Source organism: Seonamhaeicola maritimus (genome assembly GCF_008056315.1).
In the GTDB taxonomy this organism is placed as follows: domain Bacteria; phylum Bacteroidota; class Bacteroidia; order Flavobacteriales; family Flavobacteriaceae; genus Seonamhaeicola; species Seonamhaeicola maritimus.
This window is the reverse complement of record NZ_VRKQ01000008.1, coordinates 1,077,700-1,091,074: the sequence shown is the minus strand read 5'-3', so window position 1 is coordinate 1,091,074 and position 13,375 is coordinate 1,077,700. Positions and strand designations below refer to the sequence as shown.

16 protein-coding genes are annotated in these 13,375 nt (G+C 32.1%); 8 read left to right on the top strand and 8 right to left on the bottom strand.

What is annotated here, in order from left to right; translation table 11 throughout:
• Window positions 1–21: 21 nt before the first annotated feature.
• Together FUA22_RS04485 and FUA22_RS04480 are read right to left on the bottom strand one after the other, a co-directional pair.
• Window positions 22–819, bottom strand: coding sequence for a lysophospholipid acyltransferase family protein (locus FUA22_RS04485; protein ID WP_147766619.1), 798 nt, complete (start codon window positions 817–819; stop codon window positions 22–24).
• A 54-nt stretch (window positions 820–873) separates the two neighbouring features.
• Window positions 874–1,515, bottom strand: coding sequence for an NUDIX hydrolase (locus FUA22_RS04480; protein WP_147766618.1), 642 nt, complete (start codon window positions 1,513–1,515; stop codon window positions 874–876).
• Between the two features lie 5 nt (window positions 1,516–1,520).
• Here FUA22_RS04480 and FUA22_RS04475 point away from each other — a divergent pair, with 5 nt between their 5' ends.
• The gene (locus FUA22_RS04475; protein ID WP_147766617.1) at window positions 1,521–2,225 is read left to right on the top strand and encodes a peptidylprolyl isomerase; all 705 of its coding nucleotides are present in this window, start codon (window positions 1,521–1,523) and stop codon (window positions 2,223–2,225) included.
• A 26-nt stretch (window positions 2,226–2,251) separates the two neighbouring features.
• On the opposite strand, the gene FUA22_RS04470 is transcribed toward FUA22_RS04475, so the two are convergent.
• Together FUA22_RS04470 and FUA22_RS04465 are read right to left on the bottom strand one after the other, a co-directional pair.
• A complete protein-coding gene (locus tag FUA22_RS04470; RefSeq protein WP_147766616.1) occupies window positions 2,252–2,854 on the bottom strand; it encodes a trimeric intracellular cation channel family protein in 603 nt (200 codons plus the stop codon).
• A gap of 81 nt (window positions 2,855–2,935) precedes the next feature.
• Complete coding sequence (locus FUA22_RS04465; RefSeq protein WP_147766615.1) at window positions 2,936–3,682, bottom strand: RDD family protein; 747 nt, start codon at window positions 3,680–3,682, stop codon at window positions 2,936–2,938.
• Between the two features lie 91 nt (window positions 3,683–3,773).
• Here FUA22_RS04465 and FUA22_RS04460 point away from each other — a divergent pair, with 91 nt between their 5' ends.
• The 6 genes from FUA22_RS04460 (at window position 3,774) to FUA22_RS04435 (ending at window position 10,104) form a co-directional block, all read left to right on the top strand.
• Entirely contained in the window at window positions 3,774–4,751 is a 978-nt protein-coding gene (locus FUA22_RS04460; protein ID WP_147766614.1) for a stage II sporulation protein M, read from the top strand.
• The gene (locus tag FUA22_RS04455; RefSeq protein ID WP_147766613.1) at window positions 4,738–5,679 is read left to right on the top strand and encodes a hypothetical protein; all 942 of its coding nucleotides are present in this window, start codon (window positions 4,738–4,740) and stop codon (window positions 5,677–5,679) included. Before FUA22_RS04460 ends, FUA22_RS04455 begins: the two co-directional genes overlap by 14 nt.
• On the top strand, window positions 5,672–6,442 hold the full coding sequence (locus FUA22_RS04450) for a DUF4129 domain-containing protein (protein ID WP_147766612.1): 771 nt from the start codon (window positions 5,672–5,674) through the stop codon (window positions 6,440–6,442). The genes FUA22_RS04455 and FUA22_RS04450 overlap by 8 nt, the downstream gene beginning before the upstream one ends.
• On the top strand, window positions 6,439–7,635 hold the full coding sequence (locus FUA22_RS04445) for a DUF4350 domain-containing protein (protein WP_147766611.1): 1,197 nt from the start codon (window positions 6,439–6,441) through the stop codon (window positions 7,633–7,635). The genes FUA22_RS04450 and FUA22_RS04445 overlap by 4 nt, the downstream gene beginning before the upstream one ends.
• 3 nt (window positions 7,636–7,638) lie before the next feature.
• Window positions 7,639–8,712, top strand: a complete 1,074-nt coding sequence (locus FUA22_RS04440; RefSeq protein WP_170309842.1) for an AAA family ATPase — start codon at window positions 7,639–7,641, stop codon at window positions 8,710–8,712.
• Window positions 8,713–8,832: 120 nt separating this feature from the next.
• The gene (locus tag FUA22_RS04435; protein WP_147767426.1) at window positions 8,833–10,104 is read left to right on the top strand and encodes a DUF58 domain-containing protein; all 1,272 of its coding nucleotides are present in this window, start codon (window positions 8,833–8,835) and stop codon (window positions 10,102–10,104) included.
• A gap of 64 nt (window positions 10,105–10,168) precedes the next feature.
• Here FUA22_RS04435 and FUA22_RS04430 read toward each other — a convergent pair whose 3' ends face one another.
• Complete coding sequence (locus FUA22_RS04430; protein WP_147767425.1) at window positions 10,169–10,648, bottom strand: Dps family protein; 480 nt, start codon at window positions 10,646–10,648, stop codon at window positions 10,169–10,171.
• A gap of 104 nt (window positions 10,649–10,752) precedes the next feature.
• Between FUA22_RS04430 and FUA22_RS04425 the strand changes: the two genes are divergently transcribed.
• Entirely contained in the window at window positions 10,753–11,691 is a 939-nt protein-coding gene (locus FUA22_RS04425; protein ID WP_147766610.1) for a hydrogen peroxide-inducible genes activator, read from the top strand.
• 37 nt (window positions 11,692–11,728) lie between these two features.
• Here FUA22_RS04425 and FUA22_RS04420 read toward each other — a convergent pair whose 3' ends face one another.
• From FUA22_RS04420 to FUA22_RS04410, 3 genes are all read right to left on the bottom strand, one after another.
• Window positions 11,729–11,926 carry a hypothetical protein gene (locus FUA22_RS04420; protein WP_147766609.1) on the bottom strand — a complete coding sequence of 66 codons (198 nt, stop codon included), beginning with the start codon at window positions 11,924–11,926 and terminating at the stop codon, window positions 11,729–11,731.
• Between the two features lie 125 nt (window positions 11,927–12,051).
• Window positions 12,052–12,852 carry a TIGR00266 family protein gene (locus FUA22_RS04415; protein WP_147766608.1) on the bottom strand — a complete coding sequence of 267 codons (801 nt, stop codon included), beginning with the start codon at window positions 12,850–12,852 and terminating at the stop codon, window positions 12,052–12,054.
• Between the two features lie 59 nt (window positions 12,853–12,911).
• The gene (locus FUA22_RS04410; protein ID WP_147766607.1) at window positions 12,912–13,367 is read right to left on the bottom strand and encodes a DUF4442 domain-containing protein; all 456 of its coding nucleotides are present in this window, start codon (window positions 13,365–13,367) and stop codon (window positions 12,912–12,914) included.
• Window positions 13,368–13,375 lie beyond the last annotated feature (8 nt).

Genomic DNA, 13,375 nt, shown 5'->3' with positions numbered 1-13,375 from the left:
AACTCTATTCAATAAGAAAAACTACCACTCCCTAAGCTTGTTAAGCTCCTCTTGTTCTTTTATTTGTTGCGGTGTCAATACTTTTAAAAATGATGGATGCTGCTCAATAGCATACTCAATTTTCTTTACAATTTCCTCGGTGGTTTCAACTTCATAATCAATTTCTAATGGCTGCTTAATCTCCATTGATTGAAGAATATTCTTCTTTTTAATGCGTAATCCTTTTTTATCAAAAGACCTTCTGAATCCATCAATAACAATGGGTACTACAACGGGATTATAACGCTTAATGATATGCGCTGTACCTTTACGAATAGGTTTAAAGGGTGTAGTGGTGCCTTGCGGAAAGGTAATAACCCAACCATCATCTAAAGCCTTACCGATATTGGAAATATCACTCATACGTACCTGACGATTTACATCTTTTCCTTCAGATCTCCAAGTACGCTCAATACTTACAGAACCAACATAAGCTAATATTTTGGGTAACAGACCAGCTTTCATAGTTTCTTTTGCGGCCACATAATAAATGTTAAGCTTAGGATTCCATAAATAACCAACGTTTTTAATAGAATCTACACGTCCGCTTAAACTAGCATTAAACACATGAAACATAGCAACTACATCGGCAAAATAGGTTTGGTGATTTGAAATAAAAAGTACATTTTTATCCGGTAAGTCTTTTATAATTTCAGACCCTTCGATATGCAACTCATTAAACCCGCGAAAACGCCTGTGAGTCATGGTACCCAAAATTCTAATGAGCCACTTTTTTAGAAAAAGTATATGTCCGAAAGGATTTTTTTTAAACAATCCCATGTAAATCTAGTTTCTGGTTGGTTAGTGTTGCAAAAGTAATAGAAACCTACCTAACTACAAGAGTTGTTTTAAAATGTCTTTGATTTCACTAAGTATCATTGCCGTGGCACCCCAAACTATATGTCCGTTCAATTTAAATGCAGGCACCTCAACATCAACATTATACGAGGTGGTTACCTGTTTCGACACCACCACTTTATCGTCTAAAAAATGACCTAAATCAACTTCAATTATAGATTCTACCTCTTCTTCTTCCTTAACAAATACGGGTGATTCTCTAGTTATCCCAACATAAGGCTGCACAAAAAAATTGCTAGGAGGAATATAAACTTCTGTTAATTGTTTAATAACTTCAATACTTTTAACAGGAACGCCAATTTCTTCAAAAGTCTCTCTTACAGCAGCATCTTGTAAGGAATCGTCCTTTGCTTCTAACTTCCCTCCTGGAAACCCAACTTGAGCGGAATGCACGCCATTGTAAGTCTTTCTTAAAATAAATACTAATTTAGTTTGGTCATCTGTATCTGGATAAAAAAATGCCAAAACTCCTGCTCTTTTAGCTTGTTTCATGGCCTCCTTTTGCTGTTTTACTAACTCATGTCGAAATGGTGGTACCATTTTAAACTGTGATGCTTCGGCTGGAAGCCTTATATTTTCTATTTTTGAAATTGATTTTAAGAATTCGTCATAAATCATAAATTATGCGCTATATATTGTTTTTGGGACTTGTACTTATTATTTTGAATTGTGAAGATAAACAAACTAAAAAGAAAAATGTAACTGCGAAATCTCAACCAGATACCGAAACAAATAAAGTTGTTGTTGATTCTATTACTGAACCGGCAAGAGAATTCCCAAAGTTAAACTCTAAGAGTTCAATGGAATTCTTCTTGAAATACAATGAAGAGCACAAAGAGAATAAAGCACGTATTATTACCGATTTTGGAAACATTGATATATTACTTTTTAATGAAACTAAGTTTCACCGATCTAACTTTATATTTTTAACCAAACAAAAGTATTACGATGGCACGCAGTTTTACCGAGTAGTCCCTAACTTTATTATTCAAGGCGGTAATAGCGATGATAAGGCCACCTCAAAAAAAAGAGCTTATATTGGCAAATACCTTTTGCCTCCAGACACTAAAAAAGGGTTTAAACACCATAGAGGTGTTATTTCTATGCCAAGCAGTGAAATTAAAAATCCGCATAAATTAGCTTCTCCGTATGAGTTTTTTATTGTGCAACAGAAAGGTGGTGCTTATCATTTAGATGGTGACTACACTATTTTTGGCAAAGTAATTAATGGTATGGATGTAGTTGATAAAATTGCTGCTGTAGATACTGATGACGGTGAATGGCCTATGCAAAATGTTTTCATAAGAAAAGTTGAACTTATTGAATAATAAGTATAGAAATAATAGGTGGTTTTTTAGTTACTATAAATATTAGGAAGTGCTATTTTAAACTTAACAGCTAATAGCCTAATAATTATAACTACCAAGCCTGCAATTAAAAAAACAATGTTGCTATCTATAGGTAGTTTTATAAATAAAAAATAAGATGCTCCTCCTAATATACAAGCTGTGGCGTAAATTTCTTTTCTAAAAATGACAGGTATTTCATTACACAGAATATCTCTTAAAACACCTCCAAAGCTTGCAGTCATAGTACCTAAAGCTATACAAATAACAGGGTGTAATTCTGCCTGTAAACCTTTTTCAATGCCTACCAAGGTATAAAGCCCAATTCCAATAGTGTCAAATAAAAACAAAGAGGTTCTTAAATAGTTTATTTTACTTCTGAAAATGATGGCAAAAATTGCAGATGCGATAATTACATAGGTATAAGTCATATCCATCATCCAACTAACTGGAGTATTTCCAATAAGAAGATCTCTTAAAGTGCCTCCTCCCACAGCCGTCACAAAAGCAATAATTAGAACTCCGAATAAGTCCATTTTTTTATTAAATGCTACTAAAACACCTGAAATAGCAAAAGCTATAGTTCCTAAAATATCAATAGTATAAAACATAACTTTGTTTTTTTAAGAGACCCTTCGACAAGCTCAGGGTAAGCGACCTCTAAGACTTTGCAAACAAAGTCAAGAGTCTGCTTACATATTCTGTGTATAGTAATTATAATCTTTTAAAATAACATCAATAAACTCAATATCCGATTGCTGCTTCATTTCCTTTATCTCAACCACCTCGATAAGTTTCTTCCTGAGCTTAATTAAAGTAGGATAATCTTTTGAAGCTTTTGCCGTAGTAAAAGTATCTTTAATAATTCGAGCATCATTATCAGATAATTTAATCACGTTGGGGTAAGTTGGAATATAGTCTTGTTTTAAATCTTCTAAAATGGTATGACTAATATTCACCTTATTCTTTAAAGCTATTACAGAGGTTCCCGCAGTCATATCTCCTAGACGTTGATTTTTATCACTCATAATAATAGCTATAAGTGCTACAACACCACTAAACATATTTAGATCAACTATTCTAAAAAACCATCGAATAACAAAATCGGCTAATGATGCTTGATACCCATCTATTTTCACAACCTTTATTTTTAAGATACGCTTACCTAAAGTTTGACCATCTAGCAAGGTTTCGAATATTAAAGTATAGAAAATAACAGGAAGATAAAAGGATACATATATAGCTGCTTGAGACCAATTATCCATATCTCCTACCAACTCATCTACCTTAAACAAATTAAATATTAATTGATAGGTTACAATGATGTAGGCAATTTTAATAATCCAATCAATACCATATGCCAATATACGTTCACCAACACTAGCTGCGGTGAAATTGATGTTTACATTTTGAGTAGTATTTATTTGTAATTCAACCATTAAAATTAGGTGTTTACTTTTACAAATCTATTGTAAATTATTGTAAGACAAGAAGTACTTTTAATAAAAATTTGTGTAGATTTGAATCTACATGAGAGAAGTAGCTTTTATCAAGCAGAACAAGGAAAAGTGGTTGAATTTTGAAAAAGCCATTTTTGGAAAAACCTTAAAAAACCCAGACGAACTAGCCTCACTTTACATTCATTTAGTAAACGATCTCTCTTATGCCCAAACCTACTACCCTAAAAGTAAAACCATACTTTATTTAAACAATTTAGCTGCTAAGGCATTTCAAAAAATTTATAAAACAAAACGTGAAGACACAAATCGATTTGTGCATTTTTGGAAAATTGAAGTACCCTTAATAGTCCATCAATATAGGCGCTATGTACTTTATGCTTTTGTCATTTTTTTAAGTTTTTCTGCTATTGGAGCTTTATCTGCTGCATATGATGATTCATTTGTGAGACTTATTTTAGGAGATCATTACGTTAATATGACTCTCGAAAATATTGAAAAGGGAGATCCTGTTGCTGTTTATAAAAGTGGCAGTAATTGGGGAAGTGCTTTTGGTATAACTTTAAATAATCTTTACGTTGGTATTAAGGCGTTCATTTTTGGTGTATTTGCCGGTTTAGGAACCGGTTTAGTAATGCTTTATAATGGAATCATGTTAGGATCATTTCAATATTTCTTTTACAAAGAAGGCGTATTTTGGGAAAGCGTTAGAGGCATTTGGATTCATGGTTCTATGGAAATTTTCGCCATTGTTATAGAAGGAGCTGCTGGATTAATTCTAGGCGCCAGCATACTATTTCCAAAAACATATTCCAGAATGACTTCGTTTAAAATGGGCATGAAAGACGGTGTTAAAATACTTATCAGCACTTTTCCTTTTACCATTGCTGCAGGTATTTTGGAGGGATATGTTACGCGCTACTCTAACGTAATGCCTAATTGGTTATCTGTTGGTATTATACTAACAACCTTAAGTCTCATTACGTTTTACTATCTGGTATATCCTTTCATTTTACATAAAAAATTAAAAAATAAATATGCAATTATATAAATCTAGAGGATTTAGCGAATTCTTTCAAGATACATTTGGCTTTCTAAAACAAAACGGAAAGCATTTCTTTAAACATTACTTTATTATTAATGGTATTTTCCTTTTAATACTAATGACTTTTGGGTACTTCTTTACCAAATTTTACTCAGAACTAATTTTTGGGGGTGTTCTTCAAGGAAAAAGCACAAACGTTTTAGACGAGTATATTAATGAAAATGCTGGCTGGTTTGTAGTTTTGCTTTTACTCTTTTTATTAGTGGCCTTAATTTCGGCCATTATCTCCTATGCCTACACTCCAATTTATTTAAAACTTTATGCTGAAAAAGGAGGCAAAAATTTCGAGACCAAAGACCTAGTGGATTCATATAAAAACATCATTGGCAAATTAATAATTTACTTGGTTTGTTGTATTCTATTAGGAATTCCATTAATAATTGTTTTTGCTATTTGTGGTTTTATTTTAGCCATTACTATTGTAGGCATACTAGCCCTACCTCTATTAGTAGGAGCTTTTATGCTCCTATACACAATGGCTTTAATGGAATACTTAGAAGACAAAAAAGGAATATGGGAAAGCTTTGGATATTCATGGAACTTATTGACATCAAAGTTTTGGGCAGCCGTTGGAAGCGTAGGTATTTTTTACTTAATAAGCTATATAGCACAAAATGTAATCTCGCTTATACCCTATGTTTTTGGTATGGCAAGTTTATTTACAACAATAGACCAAGGAGCTCCTACTGAAGAAGAATTAGGTGCCACCATGATGATAATTATGCTACTTGTTTTCTTCCTAACTTTTATTGTAAGTGCTACCTTAGGAACAATTGTTCAACTTAATCAGGGTATTATTTTTTACAGTTTAAAAGAAGACAAAGAAAATATAAACACAAAGGATATTATAGACCAAATAGGATCTGGTGCGTAACAAATTTTGGCTACATATTATTTTTCTTTTCTTCGGATTGATTTGTTATTCTGAAAGTCATGCCTATAATTATAATGTAACTATAGAGTTCACAACTATAAAAACTGATAGTTTAAAAATTGACACCTCTACTGAAATAACACCTCGTAGTTTTGATGCCCTAAATGATTTATATACTGGCGAAGATTATATTTATGAACGTACCATTGAAAGTTCCGGTTGGTGGACACGTTTTAAACAATGGTTGAATGATTTATTTAGAGACCTGTTTAATATAAAAAATCAGGGGCAAGCTTCAAAAGCGACCGATTTCGCGTTGAAAACGGCCGGTGTTATCATCATTCTTTTAGTTATTTATTTCATTTTTAGGGCTGTAATGAATAAAGAAGGAGCTTGGGTTTTTGGCAAATCTTCGGATAAAAATATCATTCCTGTAACAGATATAGAGAACAATATTCATGTTACAGACTTTAAAAAACTTATTGCAAAAGCAGAAAAAGAAAATAATTTCCGATTAGCTATTAGATATTACTATTTATGGCTTTTAAAACTGTTGACGCAAGCCGAAATAATTGAATATGATGTTGAAAAAACCAATAGTGATTATCAAAATGAAATCACTCAAGAGAACATAAAAAAAGAGTTTGCATACACCTCTTATTTATACAATTACATTTGGTATGGTGAATTTAATGTAAACCAAACTGAGTTCGATAAAGCAAAACATGCTTTTACTAAATTTTTAAAATCTGTAAAAGCATGAATAAAACAATAAAAGTCTATATAGGCCTATTACTATTACTTTTTACGGTTGTTATTGCAATAGATTTTTCCAAGCCTAAACCAATTAATTGGACGCCCTCGTATAACGAATTACACAAAAGACCTTATGGCGCCTTTATATTACACGATCAATTAAAAAAACTATTCCCTGAGAGCGAAATAAAAAATATTAAGGTTACGCCGTACGAGTATTTCGACGATTTATATAATTGGGAAGACAGCACATACAACACTTCAGGAAGCTTCATGCTGATTCAGGATTTTACTGAAGTAGACGAGGTTTCGGCACAAGAGTTACTTGATTTTACCTCACATGGAAACGATGTTTTTATAGCTTCTAATTATCCACCACAAAAAATACTTGACACGCTTTCAATAGACATTAAAAATCAATATGATTTCAAAGGGAAAGCCCAGTTAAATTTTGCAAACCCAACATTTAAAAAAGATTCTATCACAATTGAAAAAGGGTTAAGTAACTACTATTTTTCAGAATTAGATTCTTTAGCAACTACTGTTTTGGGTTATCAAAAATTTGATTCAATAAACAGAATCAATTACGTAAAGATAGAACATGGTTTAGGCAATGTTTTTATACACTTGCAGCCTGTTGTATTTACTAATTATCATTTATTAAAAAAGGAAAATAAAAAATATGCTGCGGCGGTTCTATCCTATCTTAATGATGACACCATTCATTTTGATTCTAAAAATAAGATTGGAGCAGATTTAAGTAGGTCTCCTTTACGGTTTATACTCAGTAAACCAGCCTTAAGAAGCGCATGGTATTTAGCACTTATCACCCTTATTCTGTTTATGATATTTAATGCTAAACGCAGACAACGTATTATAAAAATTATTAAACCTCTGGAAAATTCTACAATTGCGTTTACTAAAACTATTGGTAACCTGTATTATGAAACCAAAGACCACAACACTATTATTGAGAAAAAAATCACGTACTTTTTAGAGCATTTAAGACGTGAGTTTTATTTAGACACTCAACTTTTAGATGAAAAGTTTGTAAAGAACTTAAGTTTAAAATCGAATAAAGATAAAGAATACATACAACTATTAGTAACACTTATTATACATTTAAAGGCAAAAAGTAGCTGTACAGAAGTAGATTTACTTAAGCTAAATAAAGCAATTGAAGATTTTTACACCAAATAAATTATGGAGCATTTAGAGAACCAAAATGATGACGCCTTAAATCCTGAAAACGAACAACAAGAGTTTGAAGAAACCTTATCCGGCGACAAGGCGAATATTGAAGATAATTTAGATTTCAAAAACCGCATTGATTTAACGGAATTGCTAGAGGGCATCACTCTAATTAAAAACGAAATAGGTAAAGTGATTGTTGGTCAAAAGGGCATGATTGATTTACTAATTGCATCTATTTTGGCTAACGGACATTCACTTATTGAAGGTGTACCCGGAGTAGCAAAAACAATATCTGCTAAACTCTTAGCTAAGTCATTAGATATTGATTTTAGCAGAATTCAGTTCACGCCAGATTTAATGCCAAGTGATATTTTAGGAACTTCGGTTTTCAATATAAAATCTTCAGAATTTGAATTTAAACAAGGTCCTATATTTTCAAATATGATTTTAATTGATGAGATAAATAGAGCACCGGCTAAAACACAAGCAGCTCTTTTTGAAGTTATGGAAGAACGCCAAATCACCATTGATGGTAATAAATTCAAAATGGATTTACCTTTTATTGTTTTGGCAACCCAAAACCCTGTTGAGCAGGAAGGAACATACCGTTTGCCGGAAGCGCAATTAGATAGGTTCTTGTTTAAAATAGATATTGATTACCCCAATTTAGATGAGGAAATAGAAATTATTAATAGAGAACAGGACTTACAAGGTGCTATTAAAACTGATAAAATTACATCTCATTTAACCAAAAAGCAGATTGCGAAATTTCAAGATTTGGTAAATCAAGTAATAATTGAAGCTCACTTGGTAAAATATATTGCAGATATTATTATTAACACCAGAAGTAATCCGTTTTTGTATTTAGGAGCTTCACCTAGAGCATCTATTGCTATTTTAAAAGCCAGTAAAGCTTTTGCTGCTATGGGTGGACGCGATTTTGTAACACCAGAAGACATTAAACAAGCTGCGATTCCAGTATTACAGCATAGAGTTATTGTAACTCCAGAACGTGAAATGGAAGGTGTTACCACCAAACAAATTATTAAACAAATTATTGAAGCCGTAGAAATTCCAAGATAATATATTATGAAACCAATGTCTTTCAGAGCGCATTAAAAAACCTAATTTATAATAGAAATAGTGAAACGCCTTAAACCATTTTATATACAAAACCGCTTTTTTTATGCCTGCATAGGCATCATGGTGCTATTCGTGATTAGTTTTGTATTTCCAGTTTGGTTTAATGCAGTTAAACTCGTGTTATTGGCTTTAGTGACGTTAACCTTTCTAGATGCTTTAATTTTATTTGCAACAAAAAAAGGCATTAATGGTCTTAGAACATTACCTGAAAAACTATCAAATGGTGATAAAAACCCTATTCATTTAAGCATTGAAAACTTTTACACCTTTCCCATATACATAAGAATCATTGACGAAATTCCTGAACAATTTCAGGTACGCCATTTTAAAATAGACAGAAAACTTGATGCCTCAAGTATTACAGAATTCGAATACGAATTAAGACCAACCGAAAGAGGTGAATACCACTTTGGTAAACTAAATATTTATGTATCATCTGTTTTCGGATTAATTGCCCGTAGGTTTAGTTTTAATGATGGGGAAATGATTCCTACTTACCCTAGTTTTATTCAATTACGTAAATACAACTTATTGGCTATAAGCAATAATTTGAATCAGTATGGCATTAAAAAAGTTCGGAAATTGGGGCACACCATGGAGTTTGAGCAAATTAAAGAATATGTTTTAGGTGATGACTTACGCACTATAAACTGGAAAGCTACAGCTAAGAAAAACCAGTTGATGGTTAATCAGTTTCAAGATGAGAAATCGCAACCCATTTACTCAGTAATTGATAAAGGGCGTGTGATGAAAATGCCATTTGATGCACTTTCACTTTTAGATTATGCTATTAATGCTGCTTTAGTAATATCAAACGTTGCACTAAAAAAGCATGATAAGGCAGGTATTTTTTCGTTTTCTAAAAAAGTAGAAAACCGCGTAGTAGCAGAACGTAGATCTTCTCAAATGAATTTGATTTTAGAAGGCCTTTACAATGTAAATACCGACTTTTTTGAAAGTGATTTCGGCAGATTGTATGCAGACATTAAGCGAAATATTACGCAACGAAGCTTAATACTTCTCTACACTAATTTTGAAACTTTAGATGGATTGCACAGACAACTACCTTATTTAAAAGGTATTGCTAAAAGCCATTTATTGGTGGTTATCTTTTTTAAAAACACTGAACTTAACAGCTTAATAAATGATAAAGCCGAAACAGTTCAACAAGCATACGATAAGGTGATTGCGGAGAAATTCACTTTTGAAAAACGTTTAATTGTGAATGAATTGAAAAAGTATGGTATTTATTCGATTTTAACAACCCCTGAAAACCTAACAATTGATACTATCAATAAATATTTAGAGATTAAAGCTAGAGGTTTATTATAAAGAAAAAGTCCCTTTTGAAAGTTAATTCAAAAAGAACTTTTTGCTATTAATCAAACCAAACTAACTAAACTTCTTCGTTCAACCATGCTTTCATCATCCACACGGTTTTTTCTTGTTCTGTAATAAAATCACTCATCATACTATTAGTTCCTTCATCATTAGCATCACCAGATTTTTCTAATATGTCTCTTTCAATTTTTAATAATTCTGTTAAAGACCTAACTATCAATCTTACAGCCTTAACATCCTCGGAAATGTCTTTTCCTACTGGAACTTTGGCTGAAGCTGAATAATCTGCAAATGTATGCAATGGAGTTTCTCCTAATGTTAAAATACGTTCGGCAATTTCATCAACCTTGATGTTGGCATCATCATACAACTCTTCAAACTTGGCATGTAAATCAAAAAAACCTCTTCCTTTTATATTCCAATGAATACCTCTTAAATTCTGATAATATATCTGAAAATTTCCTAATAAGATATTCAAATCATGAGCCAAATCTTTTGTTTTTGAACTGTCTAATCCTATACTATTTAATGTTATCATTGTTATAATTTTTATCTATCACAAATTTAATTTATAATTAACATTGTTTATTATAGTTTTTATCGATAGTTTTTATATTTTTATAATCTAAATTGATAACAATGACAATAACACAATTATATTATGTTTTGGCGGTAGCCGAAAATCAAAACTTTACAAAGGCAGCAGAAAAGTGTTTTGTAACTCAACCAACATTGAGTATGCAAATTCAAAAGTTGGAAGACCAGTTAGATGTTCAAATTTTTGATAGAAGTAAAAAACCTATAGAATTAACTGAGGTTGGCAAAAAAATAGTAACCCAAGCTAGAAATATCGTAAACGAATCATACCGAATTCAGGATATTGTTGATCAGCAAAAAGGGTTTATTGGTGGTGAGTTTAAATTAGGTATTATTCCTACCATTATGCCCACTTTACTCCCCATGTTTCTAAAATCTTTTATAAAGCGCCACCCAAAAGTGAAACTTAAAATAGAAGAGCTAACTACTGAAGAGATAATAGCTAGAATTAAAGATGGACATTTAGATGCTGCTATAGCAGCTACTCCTCTGGAAGATGAAAACATAAAAGAACGTGTGCTTTATTTTGAACCTTTTGTAGGTTACATTCCTAAAAACCATAGGCTCTTTGGTAAAGAAAAAATCAGCTCGACAGATTTAGAAATTGATGATATGCTTTTACTTGAAGATGGGCACTGCTTTAGAGATGGGGTTATTAACTTATGTAAAGTATTTAAAAATCATATTGATGATAAATTTCAATTAGAGAGTGGTAGTATAGAGACTCTAATCAAACTATCAAATGAAGGTTTAGGCATGACACTCCTACCCTATTTACACACATTAGATATTAGATCTACAGAAAAAGAGAATTTACATTACTTTAATGACCCACCACCAGCAAGAGAAGTGAGCATTATTTATCATAAAAGTGAATTAAAAATGCAAATTATAGAAGCATTACAAGATGTTATTTCAGGAATAATTCGAGGAGCCATAGCATTTCAAGACGTGAAAATAATAAGCCCATTACCTAAATAGTAAGCCTAAAAAAGCGACCTGTTGGTCGCCTTTTTTTTTATGGTTTTAAATAAATTAAACATTGATTCAGTTCCGGGTTTTGCTGTACAAGAGAGTGAATAAAAATTTTAAGCTCTTCAATCTCATAAGGTAACAAACGTGTTACAGCTTTTTGTACTTCTTTGCAAAACAACGCGGCATCAAAACTAACTTTATTAAGCACAGTTTTGGTGTACTCCAACATTGCTCTCGCCATAGTAATCTTAAGGTTTAAGGTTTAAATTAAAAGTAGATTTGTTTTATAAGCTTGCTATTAATTATTAAACACCTAAAATTAATAAAAAATTGCATTCAAAACTCTTTTTAGTCAAAATTTAACATTTAAAATCGATTATCTCCATCCAGTAAATCCCCTAAACCTCCTAGTATACTGCCTTCTCCTTTGTCTTTCCCTCCTCCTCTTGGAGCCGATGCTAAAACCCTGCCAGCCAGCCTACTAAAAGGTAATGATTGTATATAAACCGTTCCAGGACCTTGAAGTGTTGCAAAGAATAAACCTTCACCACCAAAAACCGTGTTTTTTATACCACCCACAAACTCAATATCATAATTTACCGTTTGGTCAAAGCCAACAATACAGCCGGTATCAACTTTTAAAGTTTCCCCTGCCATTAATTCTTTTTTGGCCATGGTGCCCCCAGCATGAACAAATGCCATTCCATCACCTTCTAGTTTTTGCATAATAAAACCTTCACCTCCAAAAAGTCCTCTCCCTAATTTCTTAGAAAACTCTATACCTACACTTACTCCTTTAGCTGCACATAAGAAGGCATCTTTCTGACAAATGAATTTACCTCCAAATTGTCTCAAATCTATAGGTACAATTTTCCCAGGATACGGTGATGCAAACGATATTTTTCTTTTACCAATTATTTCATTGTAAAAAGCAGTCATAAACAAACTCTCACCGGTTAAAATACGTTTACCAGCTCCTAATATTTTCCCTAAAAACCCAGAGTCTTTTTGAGAACCATCTCCAAAAATAGTTTCCATTTTAATACCTTCATCCATCATCATAAAGCTACCTGCCTCGGCCACTACACCTTCTTGAGGGTCTAATTCTATTTCTACGTATTGCATTTCTTCACCGTAGATAGTATAATCAATTTCGTGCGCTGTCATTTTATTGTTTTTTGTTTGATTCCTTTATATGTTGATATGTTTTATATTTTGTTACAAAATCAATTCTTTACTTTAACACTCCATTCAAAATTAAATGTAGAAACCTCAATTCCTTCTTCATTAACTCCAACAGATGTTAACCATATGGTTTGTCCTTCACCAGTATCAATAGCCTTATTTAATGTTTCATCAATAAGCTTTCCCTGATTACAGGTAAAATTAATTCTCCCAGTTGCCTTTTTGGTATATTTTGCTTCATTAGAAATTACCAACATGGATGTTTTTTTTCCAGATTCTTGAATTTTTCCAATCATAATTGAGGCCGTTGAAAGTTCTGCTGCCATACCTTGAACTGCCCAAAACATAGATTTAAAAGGATTTTGATTTATCCATCGGTACTTTACAGAAACCATACATTCTTTTTCATCTAATTGTTTTACCCTAACCCCGCATATATAAGCGGCAGGTAATTTAAACATACTGAAAGCATTTAATTTTCTGGGAGTTAACTTCATATTACAAG

Excerpts from the sequence above, each read along its gene's own strand:
- FUA22_RS04440 (WP_170309842.1), top strand. The coding sequence starts at position 7,639 with ATGGAGCATTTAGAGAACCAAAATGATGACGCCTTAAATCCTGAAAAC.
- FUA22_RS04480 (WP_147766618.1), bottom strand. The coding sequence starts at position 1,515 with ATGATTTATGACGAATTCTTAAAATCAATTTCAAAAATAGAAAATATA.
- FUA22_RS04425 (WP_147766610.1), top strand. The coding sequence starts at position 10,753 with ATGACAATAACACAATTATATTATGTTTTGGCGGTAGCCGAAAATCAA.
- FUA22_RS04455 (WP_147766613.1), top strand. The coding sequence starts at position 4,738 with ATGCAATTATATAAATCTAGAGGATTTAGCGAATTCTTTCAAGATACA.
- FUA22_RS04460 (WP_147766614.1), top strand. The coding sequence starts at position 3,774 with ATGAGAGAAGTAGCTTTTATCAAGCAGAACAAGGAAAAGTGGTTGAAT.
- FUA22_RS04410 (WP_147766607.1), bottom strand. The coding sequence starts at position 13,367 with ATGAAGTTAACTCCCAGAAAATTAAATGCTTTCAGTATGTTTAAATTA.
- FUA22_RS04470 (WP_147766616.1), bottom strand. The coding sequence starts at position 2,854 with ATGTTTTATACTATTGATATTTTAGGAACTATAGCTTTTGCTATTTCA.
- FUA22_RS04475 (WP_147766617.1), top strand. The coding sequence starts at position 1,521 with ATGCGCTATATATTGTTTTTGGGACTTGTACTTATTATTTTGAATTGT.
- FUA22_RS04485 (WP_147766619.1), bottom strand. The coding sequence starts at position 819 with ATGGGATTGTTTAAAAAAAATCCTTTCGGACATATACTTTTTCTAAAA.
- FUA22_RS04435 (WP_147767426.1), top strand. The coding sequence starts at position 8,833 with ATGGTGCTATTCGTGATTAGTTTTGTATTTCCAGTTTGGTTTAATGCA.
- FUA22_RS04445 (WP_147766611.1), top strand. The coding sequence starts at position 6,439 with ATGAATAAAACAATAAAAGTCTATATAGGCCTATTACTATTACTTTTT.
- FUA22_RS04415 (WP_147766608.1), bottom strand. The coding sequence starts at position 12,852 with ATGACAGCGCACGAAATTGATTATACTATCTACGGTGAAGAAATGCAA.
- FUA22_RS04420 (WP_147766609.1), bottom strand. The coding sequence starts at position 11,926 with ATGGCGAGAGCAATGTTGGAGTACACCAAAACTGTGCTTAATAAAGTT.
- FUA22_RS04465 (WP_147766615.1), bottom strand. The coding sequence starts at position 3,682 with ATGGTTGAATTACAAATAAATACTACTCAAAATGTAAACATCAATTTC.